21 protein-coding genes are annotated in these 20,289 nt (G+C 72.6%); 8 read left to right on the plus strand and 13 right to left on the minus strand.

Going from position 1 to position 20,289, the window contains the following annotated elements:
- From FH610_RS28870 to FH610_RS28885, 4 genes are all read right to left on the minus strand, one after another.
- Complete coding sequence (locus tag FH610_RS28870; protein WP_139578171.1) at nucleotides 1-789, minus strand: class I SAM-dependent methyltransferase; 789 nt, start codon at nucleotides 787-789, stop codon at nucleotides 1-3.
- A 5-nt stretch (nucleotides 790-794) separates the two neighbouring features.
- On the minus strand, nucleotides 795-1,466 hold the full coding sequence (locus FH610_RS28875) for a DUF4191 domain-containing protein (RefSeq protein ID WP_139578172.1): 672 nt from the start codon (nucleotides 1,464-1,466) through the stop codon (nucleotides 795-797).
- 29 nt (nucleotides 1,467-1,495) lie between these two features.
- Nucleotides 1,496-2,437, minus strand: coding sequence for a lipoyl synthase (gene lipA / locus FH610_RS28880; RefSeq protein WP_139578173.1), 942 nt, complete (start codon nucleotides 2,435-2,437; stop codon nucleotides 1,496-1,498).
- 135 nt (nucleotides 2,438-2,572) lie between these two features.
- Nucleotides 2,573-3,748, minus strand: coding sequence for a M48 family metalloprotease (locus FH610_RS28885; RefSeq protein WP_139578174.1), 1,176 nt, complete (start codon nucleotides 3,746-3,748; stop codon nucleotides 2,573-2,575).
- 82 nt (nucleotides 3,749-3,830) lie between these two features.
- On the opposite strand from FH610_RS28885, the gene FH610_RS28890 reads away from it, so the two are divergent.
- Nucleotides 3,831-4,484: a TetR/AcrR family transcriptional regulator gene (locus tag FH610_RS28890; protein WP_139578175.1), complete on the plus strand. Its 654-nt coding sequence runs from the start codon at nucleotides 3,831-3,833 to the stop codon at nucleotides 4,482-4,484.
- On the plus strand, nucleotides 4,481-4,768 hold the full coding sequence (locus tag FH610_RS28895; protein WP_240809253.1) for a DUF6204 family protein: 288 nt from the start codon (nucleotides 4,481-4,483) through the stop codon (nucleotides 4,766-4,768). Before FH610_RS28890 ends, FH610_RS28895 begins: the two co-directional genes overlap by 4 nt.
- Before the next feature lie 3 nt (nucleotides 4,769-4,771).
- Here the strand turns inward: FH610_RS28895 and lipB are convergent, their stop codons facing one another.
- Nucleotides 4,772-5,425 carry a lipoyl(octanoyl) transferase LipB gene (gene lipB, locus FH610_RS28900; protein WP_139578248.1) on the minus strand — a complete coding sequence of 218 codons (654 nt, stop codon included), beginning with the start codon at nucleotides 5,423-5,425 and terminating at the stop codon, nucleotides 4,772-4,774.
- Nucleotides 5,426-5,580: 155 nt separating this feature from the next.
- Between lipB and FH610_RS28905 the strand changes: the two genes are divergently transcribed.
- Nucleotides 5,581-6,639 (plus strand): RNA-guided endonuclease InsQ/TnpB family protein, encoded by a 1,059-nt coding sequence (locus FH610_RS28905; protein WP_240809264.1) that lies wholly within the window; start codon nucleotides 5,581-5,583, stop codon nucleotides 6,637-6,639.
- 43 nt (nucleotides 6,640-6,682) lie between these two features.
- Here the strand turns inward: FH610_RS28905 and FH610_RS28910 are convergent, their stop codons facing one another.
- The 5 genes from FH610_RS28910 to FH610_RS28930 all read right to left on the minus strand — a co-directional run bounded on the left by FH610_RS28910 (nucleotide 6,683) and on the right by FH610_RS28930 (nucleotide 13,071).
- Entirely contained in the window at nucleotides 6,683-7,438 is a 756-nt protein-coding gene (locus FH610_RS28910; protein ID WP_139578177.1) for a Type 1 glutamine amidotransferase-like domain-containing protein, read from the minus strand.
- 34 nt (nucleotides 7,439-7,472) lie between these two features.
- Complete coding sequence (locus tag FH610_RS28915; protein ID WP_139578178.1) at nucleotides 7,473-8,363, minus strand: TIGR01777 family oxidoreductase; 891 nt, start codon at nucleotides 8,361-8,363, stop codon at nucleotides 7,473-7,475.
- A gap of 111 nt (nucleotides 8,364-8,474) precedes the next feature.
- Nucleotides 8,475-9,971, minus strand: a complete 1,497-nt coding sequence (gene sucB, locus FH610_RS28920; protein ID WP_139578179.1) for a 2-oxoglutarate dehydrogenase, E2 component, dihydrolipoamide succinyltransferase — start codon at nucleotides 9,969-9,971, stop codon at nucleotides 8,475-8,477.
- Nucleotides 9,972-10,004: 33 nt separating this feature from the next.
- On the minus strand, nucleotides 10,005-11,384 hold the full coding sequence (gene lpdA, locus FH610_RS28925; protein WP_139578180.1) for a dihydrolipoyl dehydrogenase: 1,380 nt from the start codon (nucleotides 11,382-11,384) through the stop codon (nucleotides 10,005-10,007).
- A 154-nt stretch (nucleotides 11,385-11,538) separates the two neighbouring features.
- A complete protein-coding gene (locus FH610_RS28930; protein ID WP_139578181.1) occupies nucleotides 11,539-13,071 on the minus strand; it encodes a leucyl aminopeptidase in 1,533 nt (510 codons plus the stop codon).
- A 136-nt stretch (nucleotides 13,072-13,207) separates the two neighbouring features.
- Here FH610_RS28930 and FH610_RS28935 point away from each other — a divergent pair, with 136 nt between their 5' ends.
- Genes FH610_RS28935 through FH610_RS28945 form a run of 3 tightly spaced genes read left to right on the plus strand, consistent with a single transcriptional unit; the run spans nucleotide 13,208 to nucleotide 15,506 of the window.
- Nucleotides 13,208-13,567, plus strand: coding sequence for a GntR family transcriptional regulator (locus tag FH610_RS28935; RefSeq protein WP_139578182.1), 360 nt, complete (start codon nucleotides 13,208-13,210; stop codon nucleotides 13,565-13,567).
- Nucleotides 13,564-14,577, plus strand: coding sequence for a DUF1648 domain-containing protein (locus tag FH610_RS28940; protein WP_139578183.1), 1,014 nt, complete (start codon nucleotides 13,564-13,566; stop codon nucleotides 14,575-14,577). The genes FH610_RS28935 and FH610_RS28940 overlap by 4 nt, the downstream gene beginning before the upstream one ends.
- A 5-nt stretch (nucleotides 14,578-14,582) precedes the next feature.
- Nucleotides 14,583-15,506, plus strand: coding sequence for a CPBP family intramembrane glutamic endopeptidase (locus FH610_RS28945; protein ID WP_205826146.1), 924 nt, complete (start codon nucleotides 14,583-14,585; stop codon nucleotides 15,504-15,506).
- 18 nt (nucleotides 15,507-15,524) lie between these two features.
- On the opposite strand, the gene FH610_RS28950 is transcribed toward FH610_RS28945, so the two are convergent.
- Nucleotides 15,525-16,457 (minus strand): adenosylcobinamide-GDP ribazoletransferase, encoded by a 933-nt coding sequence (locus FH610_RS28950; RefSeq protein ID WP_139578184.1) that lies wholly within the window; start codon nucleotides 16,455-16,457, stop codon nucleotides 15,525-15,527.
- A gap of 110 nt (nucleotides 16,458-16,567) precedes the next feature.
- The gene (locus FH610_RS28955) at nucleotides 16,568-17,614 is read right to left on the minus strand and encodes a bifunctional adenosylcobinamide kinase/adenosylcobinamide-phosphate guanylyltransferase (RefSeq protein WP_139578185.1); all 1,047 of its coding nucleotides are present in this window, start codon (nucleotides 17,612-17,614) and stop codon (nucleotides 16,568-16,570) included.
- Nucleotides 17,615-17,781: 167 nt separating this feature from the next.
- Between FH610_RS28955 and FH610_RS28960 the strand changes: the two genes are divergently transcribed.
- Entirely contained in the window at nucleotides 17,782-17,988 is a 207-nt protein-coding gene (locus FH610_RS28960; protein ID WP_139578251.1) for a hypothetical protein, read from the plus strand.
- A 78-nt stretch (nucleotides 17,989-18,066) separates the two neighbouring features.
- On the opposite strand, the gene FH610_RS28965 is transcribed toward FH610_RS28960, so the two are convergent.
- Nucleotides 18,067-19,065 carry an aldo/keto reductase family protein gene (locus FH610_RS28965; protein ID WP_139578186.1) on the minus strand — a complete coding sequence of 333 codons (999 nt, stop codon included), beginning with the start codon at nucleotides 19,063-19,065 and terminating at the stop codon, nucleotides 18,067-18,069.
- A 64-nt stretch (nucleotides 19,066-19,129) separates the two neighbouring features.
- Between FH610_RS28965 and FH610_RS28970 the strand changes: the two genes are divergently transcribed.
- Nucleotides 19,130-20,278 (plus strand): hypothetical protein, encoded by a 1,149-nt coding sequence (locus FH610_RS28970; protein WP_139578187.1) that lies wholly within the window; start codon nucleotides 19,130-19,132, stop codon nucleotides 20,276-20,278.
- Nucleotides 20,279-20,289: the final 11 nt, after the last annotated feature.

The raw sequence follows: 20,289 nt of genomic DNA on the forward strand, positions 1-20,289 counted from the left end.
TCAGTTCCTGACGCACTGGAAGATCGCCGTACCGGGGAGCAGGCGGCCGCGCAGCGGGCTCCAGCCGCCCCACGTGCGGTCGTGGCCCGGCGGCCACTCCGGCTCGGTCAGGCCGGTCAGGACGAGGCCGGAGGCGGCGATCAGGCCCACCCAGTCGCCCATCGTCCGGTGGTGCTCCACGTACGACGGCTCGCCGTCCTCGCCGAACTCGACGTACGGCGACCGGTCGAAGTAGGGCCGGTCGGCGGTCAGGCCGCGCGGGCCCGGATCGTCGGGGAAGGCCCACCGCACGGGGTGGCTGACGGAGAACACGAACCGGCCGCCCGGCCGCAGCACCCGGCGCAGCTCGGCCAGCACCGCCCCGGCGTCCGCGACGAACGGCAGCGCCCCATAGGCCGAGCACGCCAGGTCGAACGACTCGTCCGCGAACGGCAGCGTCTCGGCGTCGGCCTGGACGACGGGCAGTCGCATCCCGGCGGACATGTCGATTCGCCGGGAGTGCTGCAACTGCCGGTAGGACAGGTCGACGCCGACAACCGTCGCCCCTTGTCCCAGCAGCCACCGGCCGCACTGGCCCGCGCCGCACCCGATCTCCAATATCCGGCGCCCCGCCACGTCGCCGAGCAGCCGGGCGTCGGCCTCGTCCAGGCCCTCGGGGCACCACACGAAGCCGTCGTCGCGCAGGAAGCCGCCGTGCTCGGCCTGGTAGTCGTCGGCCGCGCCGTCCCACCAGCCCCGGTTGGCCCGTGAGGTCTGCGACCGGGAGACCGGCCGCCTTCCGACACCCAACGCGATCAGCGCATCTTGGGGCCGCGCGGCATCCGGGCGCCCTTGGGGATGGGGCCCTTCGGCATCGGGATGGCCGGGGTGAGGGCGCGCATCCGGTTGTTGACCTCGGACACCGCGCCCTTCTTCAGGTTGCGGGGCAGCTTCATCATGTGCCGCTGGAGCTTGGCCAACGGGACCTGGCCCTCCGCGTCACCGCACTGGATGTCGTACACGGGTACGTCGACCGCGACGCGCTGCACGCGCTTCTTCTCCGCGACGAGCATGCGCTGCACCCGGTTCGGCGGGCCCTCGGAGACCAGGATGACCCCCGGAAATCCGACGACCCGGAAGACGAGGTCCTGGTCGCGGTTGACCGCGACCGGCTTCTCCTCGACGTACCAGGTGCCGCGCAGGCTCTGCAGGATCGCGTACGTCGCCCCCGGCTGGCCGTAGAGCATCGAATACTGCGCCTTCTGCGCCAACCGGCTGAAGATGACCATCCCCACCAGTACGGCGGCGAAGACGCCGAACACGATCCACGTCCAGCTGAAGATCACGCCGATGACGACGAACAGGACGAGCGTGCCCAGAGCCGACGCGTAGACGATCGGCATTCCCTTGGGGTTCGCCTGCTGAATGATCTGTGCGACCATCCGGAGTTGCTTGAGGCGACCCGGAGCCGCTGCGTCTTTCGCCATGGTCTGAAGGATACAAACGCCGAGCTGACTTAATGAAAACGAGACTCGCCCACACGGGCGGCGATCGCCTGCTGGTACAGGCGGCCGGCCCGGTAGGACGAGCGCACGAGCGGTCCGGACATGACGCCGGCGAAGCCGATCTCCTCGGCCTCCCGCTGGAGCTCCACGAACTCCTCGGGCTTGACCCAGCGGTCCACCGGGTGGTGGCGCGGGGTGGGGCGCAGGTACTGCGTGATGGTCACCAGGTCGCACCCGGCCTCGTGGAGGTCGCGCAGCGCCTGGGTGATCTCCTCGCGCTCCTCGCCCATGCCGAGGATGAGGTTCGACTTGGTGACCAGCCCCGCCTCGCGGGCCATGCCGATGACCGCCAGCGAGCGCTCGTAGCGGAACGCGGGCCGGATCCGCTTGAAGATCCGGGGCACGGTCTCGATGTTGTGCGCGAAGACCTCGGGCCTGCTGGAGAAGACCTCCTCGAGCTGGCCGCGGTCGCCGTTGAAGTCCGGCACCAGCAGTTCGACGCCGCAGCCGGGCACCATCTCGTGGATCTGCCGGGCGGTCTCCGCGTACAGCCAGGAGCCGCCGTCGGGCAGGTCGTCACGGGCGACGCCGGTCACCGTGGCGTAGCGCAGGCCCATCTGGTGCACCGACTCGGCGACGCGGCGCGGCTCGTCCCTGTCGTACTCGGCCGGCTTGCCGGTGTCGATCTGGCAGAAGTCGCAGCGCCGGGTGCACTGGTCGCCGCCGATGAGGAAGGTGGCCTCGCGGTCCTCCCAGCATTCGGAGATGTTGGGACAGCCCGCTTCCTGGCACACCGTGTGCAGCCCCGCGCCCTTCACCAACGACTTGATCTCGTTGAAGTTGGGGCCGTTGCGCAGCCGCGTCTTGATCCACGGCGGCTTCTTCTCGATGGGGGTCTGGCTGTTGCGCACCTCCAGGCGGAGGAGCTTTCGGCCTTCAGGAGCGACGGTCATGCGACTTCCTTCGCAGCACTCCGCGGCAGCGGTCCGCGGGCCCGGGGTCCGAGCGGGAGCACGCGGCCCTGCGCCGTACGCGGGCCTGCGTGCCTGTCGGAACGCTCGTTCACGAGCCCAGCTTATTACCTGCCTTCAGGTGATCCGGGACAGCTCCCGGACCGTCCGCGCGAGGTGGCGCGACAGCTCGGCGTCGATCCGGTCGGACTCGCCGGAGCCGAGGCCCACCGAGCCCTCGTCGACGCCGGCCGATTCGAGGAGGACGGCCCGCAGCGCCGTCGGCGGCTCCGCCTGCCAGGCGGTCTGTCCGGCGAGGGAGTCCTCCCGGCGCGCGGCCACCAGGCCGGGGTCGGTATCCCTGGAGAGCACGGCCCGGCGGATCTCCTCGGCCGTCTCCCCGCGCCTGGCCGCGGCCATCACGGGGGTGAGGCGGCCTTCCGCCATGGTGAGCGCGTCGACGTACTCGACGACGGCCCTCGACGAGACGGCGCGGGCCGCGACCTGGTCGGCGTAGTAGACGGCGTGCTGCGACTGGGCGGAGACGAGCCGCCGCAGCGCGAACTCGGCGAGGAACAACGGCCACACCAGCACCCAGCCGGTGACCTTGCCGATCGCCTGCGACGCCATCCTGCCCCCGGGAACGGTGCTGTGCCCGTCCAGCACGGGGTCGCCGAAGTCGTGATAGCGGTCCACCCGCATGCCCGTCAGGGCGTGCCGCCACTCTCCTGTGGTGGCGAGCGCGGACGGCACGAGCAGGCCGCGGCCGGGGTCGCCGCTGACGTCGCGCGCGAGCTCCGCTCCGAGCATGCCCGCCCGCTCGCGCGGCGTCAGCGTGAGCAGCAGCGGAAGGCCGACGAGCAGCACGGGCCGCCGCCGCACCCCGACGCGCAGGTGGGCGCACCGGAAGAGCCGGTCGTGCAGGTGGATCGCGGCCGGGGGCGCGGCGCCGACGGCCCCGGCGATCCGGTCGGCGGCCTCGAACAGGGTCGGCGCCTCCGCCCTGGTGACCTCCTCGGCGCCGCCCGGGAGCCGGGCCGTCCTGGGCCTGGTCAAGATCGCGATGGCGGCGAGCACGCCGCCGAACAGCCAGCCGAGCACGTTGCCGTGCCAGTTGACGACGATGAGGACGCCGCCGGCCAGGATGGCCGCGGTCACCGCGTGGACGACGGCGGACAGGGCGAAGGAGACCAGCCTGGCGGCCGGTCGGCCGGGTCTGTCCAGCCGCCGGCCCCGGAGCCGGAGGAACCGCCTCCTGGTGTCACTGGGGAGCAGATCGGCACGGACCTCGCCGGGGGGTGAGGAGAGGTTCATGCCGCGAGTATGTCCGAGGCCGTCCCGCCGGGCGAGGTCCACAAAAGTGAAATCGATTGGAACTTTGCAGTAGAGTGCAGAAATGGCCGAGGGACTGCGGGAGCGCAAGAAGCGGCAGACCCGGCAGCGCATCGCCGAGGTGGCGGTCGGGCTGTTCGTGGAGCGCGGATTCGACAACGTCACGATGGCCGAGGTCGCGCAGGCCGCCGAGGTGTCGGTGAACACCGTCTACAACTACTTCCAGGCCAAGGAGGACCTCGTGCTCCCGCCCGAGGAGGCCTCGCCCCGGAGGCTGGCCGACATCGTGCGGGAGCGGCCGCCGGGCCAGTCGGCGGCCGTCGCGGTGCTGGAGCGCCTGCGCCGGGAGATACACGGGCGCGAACGCACGGTCGGGCTGAGCGCGGGATTCGGACGTGTGCTGGAGATGATGCGGGCCGCCCCCACGCTGACCGCCCGGCTGGAGGACCTCGGCCGCCGGATGACCGACGCCCTGGCGGTCGCGCTGGCCGAGGAGACCGGCGCGGACGCCGGCGATCCGCTGCCGCGCGTGGTCGCCTGGCACATCGGCTGCCTCCACTCGCTGGTGTACGCCGAGATCGGGCGGCGTACGACGGCGGGGGAGAGCCCGGACGCCATCGCGGCCGCCGTGCTGGAGTTGCTCGACGTCGCCGAGAGCCTCCTGGGCGAGCGGGTCCGCGCCTATGCCGTACGAGAGGGACGACCGTGTTCAGAGTGACGATCAGAGGAAAGTTCAAGGGCCTCGACGACGCCGGCCGGGCCGCCGTGACGGCGGTGGGCGGCGCGGCCTACACCGAAGGCGGCACGTTCACCCACGACGCGAGCGTGTCCGCCTTCACCTTCCGCTGCCAGGTGCCCGCGGGGCCGGACGACGGCGAGGACGAGGCCGCGCTGGGAGCGATGGCCGCGCTGGACGCGCACGGGCACCCGTACGAGATCCTGCACGTCGCGGTGACCGACATGCGCCAGATCAAGATCCGCCGGAAGGGCCGCGGCGCGTAGCCGTCAGGCGAGATCCTCCTCGTACAGGTCGTACGGCTCCTCGCCGAGAGCCTCGGCGAGGCGCTTGCCGGCGAACGGGATGACCTCGTCGACCATGATCCGCCGGCCGGTCTCGGCCGCCAGCGACGTGACCCCGGAGTCGTCACCGGCGATGCGGGTGTACCAGCTCAGGTCGTTGACGCAGTTGAGCGCGAAGCCGTGCATGGTGACCCCGCCGGAGACCCGGATGCCGATCGTGCCGAGCCTGCGGTCGGGCAGCCCGTGCGCGGGGTCGCCGGGCACCCAGACCCCGCCGCGGCCCTCGACCCGCCGGGCCGTCAGCCCGAAGTCGGCGCAGACCTGGATCAGCACCTCTTCCAGCAACCGGATGTAGGAGACCACGTCGCCGATGCGGATGATGGGGTAGCAGACGAGCTGCCCCGGGCCATGCCAGGTGATCTTCCCGCCCCGGTCGACGTCGATGACCGGCGTGCCGTCGACCGGCCGCTCGTGCGGCAGCGTCCGCTTGCCCGCCGTGTAGACGGGGGCGTGCTCCAGCATGAGGCACAGGTCGGAGATCTCGTCGGCCGCCCGCCGCGCGTGCAGCCGCCGCTGCAGGGTCCACGCCTGCTCGTACGGCACGTCGACGCCCAGGCGGACGATGGCCACGCCCTTCACGTTCCCAGCCCCCTTCACGCCCTTCTCGTTCACGGAGGAACCTACAGCGTGGAAAGCCAGTCCTTCGAAGTTGGGAGGAGGCACGGAGCGGTCCTGCACATGTGATCCTTTCGCGATCAAAGACTGTTACGTTGAGTGATGTGTTGGTGACGGAAATGCTGAAGCTTGCCCCCAGCGCGCAGCAGGCTGAGAGCCTGCTGGCGACGATGCGGGCATGCAACGCCGCTGCCAACCGGGCTGCCGAGGTCGCGTTCGCCCTTCGCACGGCCAACAAGATGACGGTTCAAAAGCTCATTTACACCGACCTGAGGCACCAGTTCGGCCTGTCGGCACAGATGGCCATCCGTGCCATCGCAAAGGCGTGTGAGGCCTACAAGCGGAACAAGACCATCAAGCCCATGGTCAGGGAGTTGGGCGCGGTCGCTTATGACCAACGGATCCTGTCGTGGAAGGGCCGCGACCAGGTCAGCCTGCTTACAACGGGCGGGCGCATCATCATCCCTGTGGTCTACCAAGGCCGCTGGTCGGCGACCGCGGGAGCGACTATGCGGGGGCAGGCTGATCTCATCTACCGCGATGGAGCGTTCTACCTTGCCGTAGTGATCGAGGTCCCGGAACCTCCACGAGAGGGCGCACCCAGCGAGTGGCTGGGTGTGGACCTCGGCATCGTCAACCTGGCCACCGACTCGAGCGGGGAAGTCCATTGCGGCAAGGGTGTGCGAGCCGTACGGCGGCGCAACGCCCGCCTTCGTGCCCGTCTTCAGACGAAGAGGACCAAGAGCGCCAAGCGGCTGCTGAGGAAGCGCCGCCGCAAGGAAACCCGGTTCGCCCGGGACGTCAACCACCGCATCAGCAAGCATCTGGTCGGCAAAGCCCAAGACACCCGTTCCGGGATCGCCCTCGAAGACCTCGAAGGCATTCGCGACCGGGTCACGGTTACCAAGGCTCAGCGTGCCGACCTCCACTCGTGGAGCTTCCGTCAGCTCCGCACGTTCATCACCTACAAGGCCGCCCTCGCCGGAGTCCCCCTCCGGCTGGTGGACCCGCGCAACACCTCGCGGACCTGTCACCGATGCGGGCACTGCGACAAACGCAACCGTCCCACCCGGGACGACTTCTCGTGTGTCAGGTGCGGGTTCGCTGGCCCGGCCGACCACAACGCGGCGATCAACATCGGTCGTCGGGCTGCCGTCAGCCAGCCGTACGCGGCCTGACCCGTGCACCCCATGTACGGTGAGGAGCTGCAAGCTCGACCCTTCAGGGACGAGCAGCTGACAGAGTAGAGGTCAGCAGCCGGGGCTCGATACGCAGCTCCTTGACGGCGGGCCCGTCCCGCTCGATCCGGTAGGCGTACCCCTCGGGGTCGGTGGTCACGGCCTGGATGAACTCCGTGCCCACGTAGTGCAGCGCCACGCCCTCGTCGGCGGCGTATCCCTCGGGCAGCTCGCCCGACGCGACCGACTCGTGCAGCAGCGCCCGCCGCTGAGGGTCGGAGTTGTAGTGGACGCCGCAGGAGTAGGGGAGCAGGCCCAGGCCCTCGGCCCAGGGCCGCAGTCTCGGCCCGAACGAGTCGGTGTTGCCGCCGACGTGCCAGCACAGCGCGCCGGCGCTCTGCCCGGACAGCACGATCCCCGCCCGCCACGCCTCGGCGAACGCCTCGTCCAGGCCGTGCAGCCGCCACAGCGCGGCGAGGTTGGCGACGCTGCCGCCGCTCACGTAGATCGCGTCCTGCTCCAGGATCCACTCGCGGGGGTCCTCGACGTTCGGCATCGGGAAGACCGTCAGGTGGCTCACCTCGACGTCCCAGCGGGCGAACGCGCCGTACATCTTGAGCAGCCAGTCGGCGTCGTCCCCCGTGGCCGTGGCGAGCAGGCCGAGCTTGGGCCGGTCCTGACCGGTCAGGTCGAGGACGTAACGCAGCAGAGCGGTCGGCTCGATGAACCCGTATCGCTCCGTCTGCCGGAACGACCCGCCTCCGATGGCGACGATGTGCGACTGCCCGATGCGGCTCATGCCCACCACTCCCGTTCCCGGATCGAATGACTCTTTAGAGTACGGCGGCCAGCGCCTCGCCGACGGTGGGATGGGCGAACCGGTGACCCGCGTCGAGCAGCCGCCGGGGGAGCACCCGCTGTCCGGCGAGCAGGGCCTCCTCCGCGAACTCCCCGAGCGCCAGGCGCAGCGCGAGACGCGGGGCAGGCAGCGGCATCGTCGGGCGCCGCAGCGCCTTCGCGAGAGCGGCGGTGTACTCGGCGTTGGTCACCGGCTCCGGAGCCGTGAGGTTCACCGGCCCGGCCAGCTCGTGCGCGAGCAGGAAGCGGACCGCGTCCACCCAGTCGGGGAGTGAGATCCACGAGACGTACTGCCTGCCGCTGCCGAGCACGGCGCCCGCGCCCATCTTGAAGATCGGCAGCATCCGGGCGAGCGCGCCGCCGCGGCCGCTGAGCACGACACCCGTACGCAGCGGCGTCACCCGCACGCCCGCCTCCCCCGCAGGTGCGGCGGCGGCCTCCCAGCGGCGCACCAGATCGGCCAGGAAGCCCGTGCCCGCCGGCGCGGACTCGTCCACCGCGCGATCGCCGGTGTCGCCGTAGAAGCCGATCGCGGAGGAGGACAGCAGCACCCGCGGTCCGCCGTCGGCGCGGGCCAGCGCCTCGGCGAGGGTGCGCGTGCCGCTGACCCGGCTCTCCACCAGCTCCCGCTTGTACGCCTCGGACCACCGGCGGTCGCCGATCCCGGCGCCGGCCAGGTGGACGACGGCGTCCGCGCCCTCCAGCGCCCCGGGGTCGAGCACGCCGCCCGCAGGGTCCCAGAAGCACTCGTCGGGCCCGGCGGGCGCGCGCCGTACGAGACGGCGCACCTCGTGCCCGTCGGCGCGCAGCGCGCGCACCAGAGCCGTCCCGAGCAGCCCCGAGGAGCCCGTCACCACTGTCGTCATCGTCTCCACGCATCGATCACTACCCGGAAACGAAGGGGGCCGCCCCGCGAAACGCGGGACGGCCCCAGTCGCGTCCGGGCTGTACGGCTCGCGCCGGCCCCGGGCGTACGGCTACGCCAGGCCGAGCTGGGCCTCGAAGCGGCCCTCCTCGAGACGGTGCTTGACCGTCGTGAGGAAGCGGGCCGCGTCGGCGCCGTCGACCAGTCGGTGGTCGTAGCTGAGCGCGAGGTACACCATCGAGCGGACCGCGATGACCTCGCCCTCCGGGGTGTCCACGACGACCGGGCGCTTGACGACCGCGCCGGTGCCCAGCATGCCGACCTGCGGCTGGTTGAGGATCGGCGTGTCGAACAGCGCGCCCCGGCTGCCGGTGTTGGTCAGCGTGAACGTGCCGCCGGTGATCTCGTCCGGGCTCACCTTGTTGGTGCGGGTGCGCTCGGCGAGGTCGGCGATCTTACGGGCGAGCCCGGCGATGTTGAGGTCGCCCGCGTTCTTGATCACCGGGACGAGCAGGCCGCGCTCGGTGTCGGTCGCGAAGCCGAGGTGCTCGACGTCGAAGTAGGTGACCTCGTTGGTCTCGCTGTTGATCGTGGCGTTCAGCTTCGGGTGCTGCTTGAGCGCCTCGACCGCGGCCAGCGCGAAGAACGGCATGAACGACAGCTTCACGCCCTCGCGCCGCAGGAACTCGCCCTTGGCCCGGTCGCGCAGGCGGGCGATGCGGGTGACGTCGACCTCGACCACGGTGGTGAGCTGGGCCGAGACCTGCAGCGACTCCACCATGCGCTTGGCGATGGTCTGCCGCAGGCGCGACATCTTCTCCGTACGGCCGCGCAGCGTGGTGTCCACCCGCACCTCCGACGCGGCGGGCGCGGCGGCGGCCGGGGCGGCGGGAGCCTGGGCCGGGGCGGGCGCCGCCTGCGGGGCCGCGGGAGCGGCGGCAGCGGCGGCGGCCTGCTCACGCTGGACGCGGGCGGCCTCGATCACGTCCTGCTTGCGGATCCGGCCGCCGACGCCGGTGCCGTTCAGCGCGTCGAGGTCGACGCCGTGCTCGGCGGCGAGCTTGCGGACCAGCGGCGTGACGTACGGGCTCTCGCCGGACGTGGGCAGCGGGGTCGGCTCGCTCGGCTGCGCGGCCGGGGCGGGCGCCTGCGGCTGCGGAGCCGGAGCCTGCGGAGCCGGAGCGGGCGCCGGGGGCGCCGGCTGCGGAGTCACCACGGAGGGCGCGGGCTGCGGGATCGACGAGATCGGCGCGGCGGGTGCGGGCTCGGGCGCCGCCGCCTGCTGCGGGGCCGGAGCGGGCTCCGGCTCGGGCTCGGGCTGCGGGGCGGGAGCCGGCGCCGCGGGCTCGGCGGCGGCCGGAGCGGCGCCCGCCTCGGAGTCGATCAGGGCGAGCTCGGCGCCGACCTCGACCGTCTCGTCCTCGGCAACGATGATCTTGGTCAGGTAGCCGGCGGACGGCGAAGGGATCTCGGTGTCGACCTTGTCGGTCGACACCTCGAGGAGCGGCTCGTCGGCCTCGACGCGGTCGCCTTCCTTCTTCAGCCAGCGGGTGACGGTGCCCTCGGTAACGCTCTCGCCGAGCTGGGGCATGGTTACGGAGACCGGCATGGTGTGTCTTCTCTCGCGTTCGCTAGGAGGGCTTCAGTTGTGGACGTGCAGCGGCTTGCCGGCCAGGGCCAGCATGGCCTCGCCGAGGGCCTCGGACTGGGTCGGGTGCGGGTGGATGAGCTGGGCGACGTCGGTGGCCGTGGCCTCCCAGTTGAAGATCAGCTGAGCCTCCGCGATCAGCTCGCCCACCCGGCTGCCGACCATGTGGACGCCGAGCACCCGGCCGTCGCGCTCGGCGACGACCTTGACCTCGCCCTGGGTCTGCAGGATCTTGCTCCTGCCGTTGCCGGCGAGGTTGTAGTTCAGCTCGACGACGTCGTGACCGCGCTCGCGGGCGACCGACGTGGCGACGCCCACCGACGCGACCTCGGGCTCGGAGTAGGTGATGCGCGGCACGCCGTCGTAGTCGATCGGCACCGGGTTCAGCCCCGCGATGTGCTCGGCGACCAGGATGCCCTCGGCGAAGCCGACGTGGGCGAGCTGCAGCGTGGGGATCAGGTCGCCCACGGCGTACACGCCCGGCACGCTGGTCTGGCAGAACTCGTTGACGAGCACGTAGCCGCGCTCCGTCGCGACGCCGTTCTCCTCGAAGCCGAGGCCGGCCGAGACCGGGCCGCGGCCGACGGCGACGAGCATGATCTCGGCGTCGAGGGTCTTGCCGTTCTCCAGGGAGACGACGACCCCGGTGTCGGTGGTCTTGACGCTCTCGAACCGGGCGCCCAGCTCGTACTTGATGCCCCGGCGGCGGAACGCGCGCTCCAGCAGCTTGGAGCTGGACTCGTCCTCCAGCGGCAGCAGGTGCGGCAGCGCCTCGACGATCGTGACCTCGGCGCCGAACGAGCGCCACACGCTGGCGAACTCGACGCCGATGACGCCGCCGCCCAGGATGACGACCGAGGACGGGATCCGGTCGAGGACCAGCGCGTGGTCGCTGCTGATCACCTTCTCGCCGTCGATGTCGAGGCCGGGCAGCGACTTCGGCACAGAGCCGGTCGCCAGCACGACGTTGCGGCCCTCGTAGACCTGGTCGCCGACCACGACGCGGTTGGGACCCGCCAGGCGGCCCTCGCCCTCGACCACGGTGATCTTCTTGCTCTTGATGAGTCCGGCCAGGCCCTTGTAGAGGCCCCCGATCACCTTGTCCTTGTACGCGTGGACGCCGGGGACGTCGATGCCCTCCAGCCGGGTGCGGACGCCGAACGACTCACCCTCGCGGGCCTGGTCGGCGAGCTCGGCCGCGTGCAGCAGCGCCTTGGTGGGGATGCAGCCGCGGTGCAGGCAGGTGCCCCCGACCTTGTCCTTCTCGATGAGGACGACGTTCATGCCGAGCTCGGCCGCCCGCAGGGCACAGGCGTAACCACCGCTACCGCCACCTAGGACGACGATGTCGTAGGGGCCGCTGCCATCAGCCACTGGAATGCTCCTTGGTCGTATTCACACCGCCGGGTGGACCCGGCAGCATCTTTTCACTTGTCCCGGAAGATCGTGGCCCCGGCCCGGGCCCGCGCGGGCATGCCGCGACGGAGCCGTCTTCCGTTTTCGAACAGCCCGCGAAGGCTCTTTCTGTTTAAACAGCCTGCGGGGACGTGCCGTTCCCCGCGTAGTGCTCGGCGACGGCGACGAGCGTGCGGGTCAGCGCGCCGGTGCCGCCCTTGGGCGTGTAGCCGTGCGGCTCGCCCTTGTTGAACGCCGGCCCGGCCATGTCCACGTGCGCCCAGCGGACGCCCGCGGGGACGAACTCCCGCAGGAAGATGCCCGCGGCGAGCATGCTGCCCCACCGCTCGGGCTGGAGGTTGGCGATGTCGGCGACCGCGGAGTCGAGCCCCTTGCGCAGCTCGGCGGGCAGCGGCATGCCCCAGGCGCCCTCACCCTGCTCGCCGGCGATGCGGACGATCTCCTCGCGCAGGGCGTCGTCGTTGGCCATCACGCCGGCCGTACGCCACCCGAGCGCCACGATCTGGGCGCCGGTCAGGGTGGCGACGTCGATGATCACGTCGGGCTCGTCCTCGGTGGCACGGGCGATGCCGTCGATCAGCACCAGGCGGCCCTCGGCGTCGGTGTCGAGCACCTCCACGGTCTTGCCGCTGTAGGTGTGCAGGACGTCGGAGGGGCGCTGGGCGCTGCCCGAGGGCATGTTCTCGGCGAGGCAGAGGTAGCCGACCGCGTTGACGCGCAGGCCCAGCCTGGCGATCGCGAGGAGCGCGCCGAACACGGCTCCCGCCCCGCCCATGTCCGACTTCATCCAGTCCATGGAGGCGGAGGGCTTGAGCGAAAGGCCGCCGGAGTCGAAGGTGATGCCCTTGCCGACGAACGCGACCTTCCGGCTGGCCTCGGGGTGGCTGTAGGCGACGCGGACCAGGCGCGGCGGGTTGACCGAGCCCTGGCCGACGCCGACGATGCCGCCGTAGCCGTCCTCCTTGAGCCTGACCTCGTCCAGAACCTCGACCGACAGGCCGGCCTCGCCGCCGGTCTCCTGGGCGATCTCGGCGAAGCGCGCGGGCCACAGGTCCGACGGCGGCGTGTTCACCAGGTCGCGGACGAGGGTGACGGCGTCGGCGAGCGTCGCCGCGTGCGCGACGGCCTCCTCGGCCCCGGCCGCGCCGGACAGGACGGTCAGCTCGCCGACCGGCGGCTTGCGGTCACCGCCGGTGCGGTAGCGCGTGAAGTCGTAGGCGCCCAGCAGGCCGCCCAGCGCCACGGCCTCCGCCTCGGCGGCCGTACGGGCGGGCAGAGCGAGCGCGGCGGACGCCGTGCCGGCGAGTGAGCGGACGGCCGCTCCGGCCGCGCGGCGCAGGGTTTCCAGGTCGTAGCCGTCCTCTGGGCCGTCCTGGGGGGCGGCCTGCGGCGCGTCGCCGAGGCCCACGGCGACGGCGACGGGCGCGGGCAGCGCCCCGAGGGTCGGGATCTTGACGACCTCTTCGGCCTTGCCGGTGAACCCCATGGTGGTGAGGATCTCGGCGAGTCGTCCGTCCAGGGCCTGGTCGAGGCCTTCGCCTCCGGGAGCCGGGCGTGGACCCTCCGGGGTCGTGTGGACGCCGATTATGAGAGCACTGGTCTCGATGGAGACCGCGTCAGATGCGTTTATGCGCACTGTGGTCACGTGAGCCGATGCTAGCTGGGCTTACTCGGCTACGCATAAACGAGGGTTCATCCTACCTATCGGTAATCTTGATGGTGCCAGTGAAACTAGCACCATCGCGATCTTTCGGACGTATGGTGCTAATGTAAATAGCACTATGTTGCTCACGCTCGATCTCAACGATCCGCGGCCGCTGCACGAACAGGTGGCCGCCGCCATAAGGCGCGCGATCGGGGCCGGGGACATCGCCCCCGGCGATCGGCTGCCGCCGGCCCGCGACCTGGCCCACGCGCTGGGCGTCAACGCGAACACGGTGCTGCGCTCGCTGCGCGACCTGCGGGACGAGGGCCTGCTGGAGTTCCGCCGCGGGCGCGGCGTGTCGGTGCTGCGGCGGCCGGACGGCCGCGCGGCGCTCAGGACGCGTGCGCGCGACCTGCTCGAGGAGGCCGCCCGGTATGGCCTCACCGCCGACGACGTCGTCGCTCTCATCAAGGACCTCAGCGAGGAAATGGCATGACCGACCCGCAGGACACCTCCGTAACCGGCTTCCGTATCCGATTCCTGCTGGCCGCCGCGGCCTGGGCCGTCCTGGTCGCCGCCGTGCTCGTGGCGGTGCCGCTGGCGTTCGCCGGCCGCCTGCCCGACCCGCTGGCCACTCATTGGGGGCCGTCCGGGCGGCCCGACGGCTCCATGGCGTTCGCGGCCTTCGTGCTCTTCACGGTCGCGCTGTGGGCCGTCGTCGCGGGGATCGGCGCGGGCGTCGCGGCGCGGGGCCGCACGCCGGTCCGCCGGGCGTCGCGCGCCTGGTTCTGCGCCGGGCTGGCCTGGGCGGGCGCGTTCACGGTCGTCACGCAGGCCTTCACGATCGCCGCCAACCTCGACCGCGGCCACTGGACCCGCGCGGCGGGCCTGAGCTGGCAGGTCGCGGTGGTCGTCGCCGCGCCGATCGCGCTCGGGGCACTGGGCTGGCTCGCCGGCCGTCGCGGCCCGGACGTTCCCTCGGGGCCACCGCAGAGGGGACCGCTCATCGACCTCGATCCCGGAAAGCGGCCGGTGTGGGTCTCCACCGCCACCGCGCCGTGGGCGACCCGGCTCGCGCTCGTGGCGCTCGCCACCGCTGTGGCGCTGGCGGGGGCGGCCCTGTCCGGCCTGTTCGGCGGAGGCTGGGGCGCCGTGGTGCCGCTCGCCCTGGTGGGCGTGGTCGGTCTGGCGGTGTCGTCGGTCTCGGTGCGGGTCGTCCCCGAAGCGCTGACCGTGTCGGTCGGCCCGCTGCGGTGGCCCTCTCGCAGGGTGCGACTGGACCACGTCGAGCAGGCGTGGGTGGAGGAGCGGTATCCGGCCCAGGTGGGCGGATGGGGCTACCGCGGCCTCCCGGGACGGGCCACGATCATGATCCGCGGCGGCGAGTGCCTGGTCGTGCGGTACACCTCCGGCGGGCGGCTCGCCATCACCGTGGACGACGCCGAGACCGGCGCCGCCCTGCTCAACGCCCTCATCGCCCGGCAGCAGCCCTCCGTCGAAAGGTGACGACCGTGATCCGGCGCAACGCCGATGTCTGGCTCTTCCTTCTCGTCGCGTTCGGAGCCTCGTGGCTGATCGCGCTGCCCCTCTGGACGCGGGCCGTACCGCTGGGGCCGCCGGCCTTCCAGCTCCTCGGCGTTCTGATCATGTTCACCCCCTCCCTGGGCGTACTGGCCGTGTGGCTCACCCGGCGGCGCGGCACGCCGCTGAAGGAATGGGCGCGGGCGACCGGGCTCACGCTCGGACCGGACCGGGGCAGGACGGCCGCTCTCCTGGTGACGGCCCTGCTCGGCGTGCCGCTTCTCGTGGCCGTCGCCCTCCTGGCCAGCGCCGCCGCCGGCGTCGTGAGCCTCGACGTCGCCGGCCTGAGCCTGTATCGCGCGCAACTGGGCGCGACCCTCGACAAGGTGCCGCTGGACCCGCGGATCCTGTACGCCGTGCAGGCCGTGCAGGCCGTGCTGATCGCCCCGTTCATCAACGCGATCCCCGCGCTGGGGGAGGAGTGGGGCTGGCGGGGCTGGCTGCTGCCGCGCCTGCTCGGCGACCCGGCCGTCTCGTCCGCGCCGGGCGCGCGCCGCGTGTGGCCCGCGCTGGTGCTGTCCGGCGTGATCTGGGGTCTCTGGCACGCACCCCTCACGCTGAAGGGCTACAACTACCCGCAGCTCGGCGCCTGGGCGGCGGCGCTGTTCATCGGCTTCTGCGTCATCTTCGGGGCGCTGCTCGGCTGGATGCGGCTGCGCTCGCGCAGCGTGTGGCCCGCGGTCATCGCGCACGCCTCGGTGAACGCCACGGCGGGCCTGGCGCTGCTCCTCGGCGACGCGGCGGCTCCGCCGAACCCGGCGCTCGCCGGGATCAGCGGGATCGTCGGCTGGGTGCCGCTCGCGGCCGTCGTCCTCGTCGTCTACCGGCTGCGTCCCGTCACCGCGCCGCGCTGACGTGCGCGCTCACGAACGTCACACCAGCAGGGCGGCGGCCAGCAGCGTGACCGTCGTGGCCGTCTCCACCAGGGCGCCGAGCACGTCGCCCGTGACGCCGCCCAGCCGCCGTACGGCCCGGCGGCGCAGCAGCGCGGCGGCCCCCAGCCCGGCGGCCATCGCCGGCAGCAGCCCGGCCGTCGTGATCAGATACGGATCGTCCGACAGGCTATGCAGCAACCCGGCGGGCCGCAGGCCCGTGTAGACGGTGTGCCCGTAGGTCACCCCGGAATAGGGGATCAGCTCGGGATGGGCGTGGCCGAAGGGGTTCGACAGATCGAACGGCCAGCAGTAGCCCAGCAGCGACGGGCCGGCGGCCGCCATGAGGGCGAGCACCGCGATCACGGCGGCCGTCGCGAGGGTGGCCCCGACAGCGGCGCCCCGTCGCACGGTGCCGGCGACGAGCGCGCCGAGGCCGGTGGGCCGGGCGGCGGGCACGCCCTCGCGGCAGGCCCACGTGACGGCCAGCCTGCCGGTCGCCGCGGCCGCCACCAGCGCGACCCAGGCGGCCGTGCCGTCCCGCGACAGCACGGCCACCTGCACGAGCAGGGCGATCACGACGGTGACGACCCCGAACGGGCCGATGTCGGAGCGCTTCATCACGTCGAGCGCGCCGTCGGCCGGCTTGCCGCTGCCGAGCCCGTCGGCCAGGTCCGCGAGGCCGTCCAGATGCAGGGCCCGCGTCAGCCAGGCCAGGGCCGCCACCGCGAGGACGGCGCCGAGCGGCTGCGAGCCCGACGCCGCACCGGCGACCGCGAGCACCACGGCGGCGACCAGGCCGAGCAGCAGGCCGACGAACGGCGCCAGCGACATCGCGCGTCCCGCCACTCGGCGGTCGACCTCCACCGGCCGTACGGGGAAGACCGTGAGGGTCCCGACCGCGAGCCGCCAGGCCGCGCCGGGGCCGCTCATGCCCCCGCCTCGCCTGGCGGCTCGGAGTCGCATGAGCGAACCACACTGTGCTTGCCGGTTCGCTCGCTCATGGGGGAGGGTTCATCGGGCACGAGGGCAGATCGTAGTTGTCACAGGGGCAGCGGGACGACCCGGCCGGAGACCACCAGGGCGACGTCCTCGGACTCGCGGGCGAGGGCCTGGTTGAGGCGGCCGAGCGCGTCGCGGAACAGCCGTCCGGCGGGCGTGGCCGGGATCACCCCGAGGCCCACCTCGTCGCTCACCGCCACCACCCGGGCGCGGGTGCCGCGCCAGGCGGCCGTCAGCGCGTCGCACCGCTCCGCCACCCGGTCGAGGGCGGCGCGGTGGCCGGCCGTGGGCGTGCCGTCCGGCCAGGCGGCGCACTCGTCGAACGCGGCGGCGAGCCAGGTGCCGATCCCGTCGATGAGCAACGTCCCCGGACCGCCGGACAGGACGGACACGAGGTCGGTCGTCTCCACGGTCCGCCAGTGCGCCGGGCGCCGTTCACGGTGGGCGCGCACACGGGCGAGCCAGGCCGGGTCGTCACCACCCGAGGGCCCGGTGGCGACGTAGGTCACCTCGGGTTCGGCGGCCAGGCGGAGTTCGGCCTCCTCGGACTTGCCCGACCGAGACCCGCCCAGCAGCAGCGTCCGGCGTGGCCGTGCCCACGGCTCCGCCTCCGCGCTCGCCGTGTCCATGACCGTCCCGTCGAGGACGGCCGTCGCGCCCCACAGGGCGAGGCGGCGGGCCAGTTCGCTCTCCGCGGGGACGCGGTGGTCGAGGTGCACCGCGACGATCCGCGTCGCGGGCGTGACCCGTCCGCGGCGGCGCAGGTCGCCCAGCCGCTCCGGCCGGTCGGGCAGGTCCATGAGCACCACGTCGAAGGGCGCGTCCGCGTCCCGCCCGGGGGAGCCGGTGGCGGGCCCCACGGCGTACAGCAGGCGACCGCCGCCGGGCCCGGTGACCTCGCACCCGTCGGCCGTCCTGCGGATCACGTACCCCGCGGGCGGGCGGGCGTCCGTGAGCCGTACGCGGCCGTCGAGCACGATGGAGGCCGGACGCCGGTGGCCGGGGGCGAGCCGGCCGCAGGACGCGCAGGGACAGCCGGGAACGGGCCAGCCCTCCGGGCCGCCGGTTCCCTCCAGGCGGATCTTCATGCCGCTGCCTTTCCGCGTCCGTGTCGCCGGGCGGCCCCGCGTCGTCGGCGGGGGGAGTGGACGCCGGGAAGAGAGGATAGGGTCCGGCTGCACGGTCTTTGTGCCGCACCGGCCCCGGCGTGAAGTCCCGGTGCGGGGGCGGCGAGGAACCGAAGGAGCGGGTGCGGATGATTTGGCGGTGGCGTTACGAGGACGCGAACGGGGGCGAGGTCACGGACCGGCCGCTGCCCCGGGAGATCTTCTCCAGCCAGTCGGACGCGGAGTCGTGGCTGGGGGAGAGCTGGCGCGAGCTGCTGGAGGCCGGCGTCGAGCAGGTGACGCTCATGGAGGACGAGCGGATCGAATATTCGGGGATGTCCCTGCGCGCCGAGTGAGCCGGGCGGGGGCCGGGACCGTGACGGGCGCGGTCGCGACCCCCGCGACGACACCGGTCCGCAGGACCGGAGACGGCGTCAGGGACGAGCGGACGGGCTGACGGTCTTGGCCGGGTCACGCTCGACGACCGGGCCGAGCACGTCGTCGATCTTCTTGAGCACCTCGGCGTCGAGCTTCACGCCCGAGGCCTTGACGTTGTCGCGCACCTGCTCGGGCTTGGTGGCCCCGATGATGGCCGACGACACGTTCGGGTTCTGCAGCACCCACGCCACGGCGAGCTGGGCCATCGAGAGCCCGAGGTCGGCCGCGATCGGCTTGAGGTCCTGCACCCGGCGCAGCAGGTCGTCGTCCATCAATCGGCCGATGAAGCCCGAGCCGGACGGGTCGGTGGCGCGGGACCCGGCCGGCGGCGGCTGGCCGGGCAGGTACTTGCCGGTGAGCACGCCCTGCGCGATCGGCGACCAGACGATCTGGCCCAGGCCCTCCTTCTCGCACAGCGGCACGACCTCGGCCTCGATGACCCGCCAGAGCATCGAGTACTGCGGCTGGTTGGACACCAGCCGGTCGAACCCCATGTCGTCGGCGATCTTCAAGGCCCGGGCGATCTGGTCGGCCGACCACTCGCTGACGCCGACGTACAGCACCTTGCCCTGCCGTACGAGGTCGTCGAAGGCCCGCAGGGTCTCCTCCAGCGGCGTCTCGACGTCGTAGCGGTGCGCCTGGTAGAGGTCGACGTAGTCGGTCTGCAGCCGGCGGAGCGACCCGTTGATCGACTCGGTGATGTGCTTGCGGGACAGTCCCCGGTCGTTCTTGCCCTCCCCGGTGGGCCAGTAGACCTTGGTGAAGATCTCCAGCGACTCGCGGCGCACGCCCTTGAGCGCCCGGCCGAGGACCTCCTCGGCCCTGGTCCCGGCGTAGACGTCGGCGGTGTCGAAGGTCGTGACACCCTCGTCGAGAGCCGCGCGGACGCACTCGACGGCGGCGTCCTCCTCCACCTGCGACCCATGGGTGATCCAGTTGCCGTAGCTGATCTCGCTGACCATGAGGCCACTGCGGCCAAGATGACGGTATTCCATGGGTCCGACCTTAGGTCATGACATCGCGTCACTCCTCCGCGTGGTTCGCGGTAGGGTGCCCGGCGTGCGCCGGTTGATCACTTCTCGCCCCGTACGACTGGCTCTGGCCGTCGCGCTGGTCGCCGGTGTCGCCGCCGGGCTGGTCGTCGTCGCCCGCCGGCGCCGTGCCGCAGTGCCGGCACCGGCCGCTCCGCGCCCTGCCCCGCCGCGGGACGCGGGAGACCCGGCCGGGCGCGGCCCCGAGCCGGTGCTCGGATGGCCCACGAGCGAGGACCTCGAGAGGTACGACCGGCCGGAGGCCGGCGCGCCGATCGCCCGTCTCCTCGACGGGCTCCCCCGGATCGAGCGGCCGCGCGGGAGGAAGGCGCGCCGCTGGACGGCCGCGCTCGTCGCGCTCGGCCTGCTGGCCCTCGGCGCGCAGATGCTGGACAACGCCGTGTTCCGCCCGGAGGCGGGGACGCCGTCCGGCCGGGCGGCGTACGCGGGAAACGACGTCGAGCCCTGTCTCGCGGCCGGTTGTCAGGTGGCGGGGAGCTCAGCGCCTTCCGACCAGTCCTGTCCAGCGCCCGGTTGCGCCGCCGTGCCGGACTCCGCGCCGTCCGCCGGGCCCGCGGGCGCGGAGGCCACGCCACAGGGGCCGGCGCCGTCCCCCTCTCCCACGTGCGCGGTCCGGAAGGAGGCCGCGGCTCCTGTCGTACGGCCGGTCTCCCGGCGCGTGACGGCCGCGGTGAACCGGCAGTGGCGGCGGATAGAGAGATGGCTGAAGGCGCACGCGCCAAGGACGTACGCCTCGCTGAACGGCCCGGCCGGCCGCCGGCTGGTGGCGACGGCCGAGGCGCGGCTGGGGACGCGCATCCCCGACTCGCTGAGGGCCTCGCTGCTGCGCCACAACGGCGCCCGCGGCCTGGCGGCGTTCCGGTTCTCGTCGAATTACGCGATCATGGGCGCGCGCGGGCTGGTCTCCTCCTGGCCCGACGCCTGCGAGATGGGCGGAGGCATCCCCTTCGCCTACGACTCCGACTTCGGCGGCTACCTCGTGACGAGCTCCGCCACCGGCGGCGTGGGCTCGGCGGACTCGGAGCTGCCGTACTTCGAGGACGAGTGGTCGTCGTACTACGCGCTGCTCAAGGCCACAGCGGACGCCCTCGCCGAGGGCGGCCCGGTGGGTGGGTCGGTCCCCGTGGTACGCGAGGGCGTCCTGGAGTGGAGGTGAGGCCGCCGAGG

Origin of the sequence: Microbispora catharanthi, from assembly GCF_006334915.2 — a bacterium.
In the GTDB taxonomy this organism is placed as follows: Bacteria; Actinomycetota; Actinomycetes; order Streptosporangiales; family Streptosporangiaceae; genus Microbispora; species Microbispora catharanthi.

Coding starts and splice junctions, on each gene's coding strand:
- FH610_RS28875 (WP_139578172.1), bottom strand. CDS start 1,466: ATGGCGAAAGACGCAGCGGCTCCGGGTCGCCTCAAGCAACTCCGGATG.
- lipA (WP_139578173.1), bottom strand. CDS start 2,437: ATGACCGTCGCTCCTGAAGGCCGAAAGCTCCTCCGCCTGGAGGTGCGC.
- FH610_RS28885 (WP_139578174.1), bottom strand. CDS start 3,748: ATGAACCTCTCCTCACCCCCCGGCGAGGTCCGTGCCGATCTGCTCCCC.
- FH610_RS28890 (WP_139578175.1), top strand. CDS start 3,831: ATGGCCGAGGGACTGCGGGAGCGCAAGAAGCGGCAGACCCGGCAGCGC.
- FH610_RS28905 (WP_240809264.1), top strand. CDS start 5,581: ATGCTGAAGCTTGCCCCCAGCGCGCAGCAGGCTGAGAGCCTGCTGGCG.
- FH610_RS28910 (WP_139578177.1), bottom strand. CDS start 7,438: ATGAGCCGCATCGGGCAGTCGCACATCGTCGCCATCGGAGGCGGGTCG.
- FH610_RS28915 (WP_139578178.1), bottom strand. CDS start 8,363: ATGACGACAGTGGTGACGGGCTCCTCGGGGCTGCTCGGGACGGCTCTG.
- sucB (WP_139578179.1), bottom strand. CDS start 9,971: ATGCCGGTCTCCGTAACCATGCCCCAGCTCGGCGAGAGCGTTACCGAG.
- FH610_RS28935 (WP_139578182.1), top strand. CDS start 13,208: ATGTTGCTCACGCTCGATCTCAACGATCCGCGGCCGCTGCACGAACAG.
- FH610_RS28940 (WP_139578183.1), top strand. CDS start 13,564: ATGACCGACCCGCAGGACACCTCCGTAACCGGCTTCCGTATCCGATTC.
- FH610_RS28950 (WP_139578184.1), bottom strand. CDS start 16,457: ATGAGCGGCCCCGGCGCGGCCTGGCGGCTCGCGGTCGGGACCCTCACG.
- FH610_RS28955 (WP_139578185.1), bottom strand. CDS start 17,614: ATGAAGATCCGCCTGGAGGGAACCGGCGGCCCGGAGGGCTGGCCCGTT.
- FH610_RS28960 (WP_139578251.1), top strand. CDS start 17,782: ATGATTTGGCGGTGGCGTTACGAGGACGCGAACGGGGGCGAGGTCACG.
- FH610_RS28965 (WP_139578186.1), bottom strand. CDS start 19,065: ATGGAATACCGTCATCTTGGCCGCAGTGGCCTCATGGTCAGCGAGATC.